The sequence below is a fragment of the Nocardioides sp. P5_C9_2 genome, from assembly GCF_054049555.1.
Map to the genome: position 1 here is coordinate 1 of NZ_JBFUMD010000621.1, position 1835 is coordinate 1835.

The 1835-nt window shown below is 70.0% G+C and carries 2 protein-coding genes; both read right to left on the bottom strand.

Going from position 1 to position 1835, the window contains the following annotated elements:
- Nucleotides 1-993, bottom strand: a 993-nt coding sequence (locus tag ACXJKL_RS20310; RefSeq protein WP_457208803.1) for a DJ-1/PfpI family protein, incomplete at its 3' end; no start/stop codon positions are given.
- A 19-nt stretch (nucleotides 994-1012) separates the two neighbouring features.
- On the bottom strand, nucleotides 1013-1835 hold an 823-nt coding region (locus ACXJKL_RS20315), incomplete at its 5' end, for an HD domain-containing protein (RefSeq protein WP_457208804.1).

Sequence of the window (1835 nt, forward strand, 5' to 3'; positions counted from 1 at the left end):
GTACACCTCGAACACGCTGGCGGTGTCGATCTCCCCGACCCCGTTCTCGAGGCTGATGGCGATCGTGGGACGGAGCCACGGAAGGAGGGAGTTCAGCACGACGGGCCGGTCCGCGAAGCTCCAGGACTGCACCGGGATGCTGGTTGGCCCGTCGGGGGACCAGCCGGGGTACCCGACCTCGCCTCCGACCCTTTGCGCCTCGGTGGTGCCCGCGAGGTCGTGGATGACGGAGAGAGCGCCGGGGATGCCGGAGGTGATGCCGGCCGTGGTCGTGATGTCACCGTCACGTACGAACCGCTGTCCGGCTACCCAGGTCGTCTCAGGGTGTCGGTCGCGGAGGGCGGCGAGGCGAGACCAGTGGCTGGTGGCGGTGCGGCCGTCGAGGAGTCCGGTTTCAGCGACGAGGCGCGCACCCGCGCACACGCTCAGGATGTGTGCGCCTTGCTCGTGCTGGCGGAGGACCCAGTCCCGTGTTGGTCGATCGGCCGCGCCTGTGGGGTCTGCGACTGCGGGGACGACGACGACGTCGGGCCTGAGGTCGGCGCGCGCGTTGACCTCCGCGAACGTGTAGTCAGGGAGGATGGTGGGCGCACCTTCAACGTCGGCAGGTCCGGGTTGGTCGGAAACCGTGTAGACGCTGAAGCGTGAGGAGCGGGCAAAGACCTCGTACGGGCCCATCGCGTCGGTGGCGACGGTGGCCGAGGTGCCCAGCACGACGGCGACGACGAGGGTGCCGGGCGCCGGTTCGTCTGGAGCCGCAGCTGAGGGAAGGGCATCGCTGGAGTAGGGCAGCTTGTTTTGCGCCGCAGTGACCCGGTAGCCGGCGAATGCGAGGCCGCCGAGGGTGGCCGCGGCCAGCCCGACGAACGTGACAGACCGGAGGGCCACAAGCGCCGGCGTGCTGCGCTTCTTGGCGCTTCGTCCGGGTGCGGTGGGTCGGGAGGGCTCGCGTCGGGCGCCCGGTTGGGTGCGGCGAGTGGGGATGCTGTTCATCGGATGTCCTGAAGGGGGTCTACTCGGCGAATGGGGCGAGTCGGATGGCTGCGGCGAACGCGCCGTAGCGGTGAAGGAACGCGGCGCGGCCCGCAGGAACGCGCGCGGCTTCCTTGCCGAATGCCTCGATGAAGGCGGTCTTGAAGTCTTCCCGAGGGTGGCGCGCCACGGTGTCGGTGAGGACAGCGTCGGGCAGCTGCCACGCGTGCAGCCCGGTGACGTCGATGGCAGCACCTGCTGAGAGCAGTTGGGCGACGGCCCCGTGTTCGGGGCCGACACCGGGACTGTGGTGCAGGGTGATGGCGTCGAGGATGAGGGTGGTGGCGTCGTCGGGGAGTCCGACCTGTGCGGCCACGTCCCGTGTCAGTCGGGTGCTTTCCAGGGTGAAGTCTGCGTCTCCTTTCGAGGTCAGGAGGCCTGTGTCGTGCAGCATGGCCGCGGCGTAGAGGAGCTCTTCGTCGACGTCGATGCCGGCGACGACTCCCAGCGCCAGGCCGAGGCGGTAGGTCCGACGGCTGTGGTGCAGCAGTACGGGTGGCAGTCGGCGAGCGGCGGCTTCTTCGGCTCGTTGGGCGAGGACCGTGCGTGGGGGCTCCAAGCGCTCCGGCGCTACGTGGGCATGGCGGCCGGGGTGGAGGTGCAGCGCCAGGCGGGTTCGGCCAACGACATTGCGCAGATGGGCTGCGGCGAGGGGACGCAACAGCATGCGTCGTTCCGAGGTGCTGAGCCACCCGCGGGTGGCTTCGGTCCATGCGACCGTGCCGAGCGCGGCAGTCGTTTCGTGCGATGTGGTCGTCGCGCGGCGTGCGGTGTTCGCGGAGGCTGCGGTGGTGGTGCTAGGT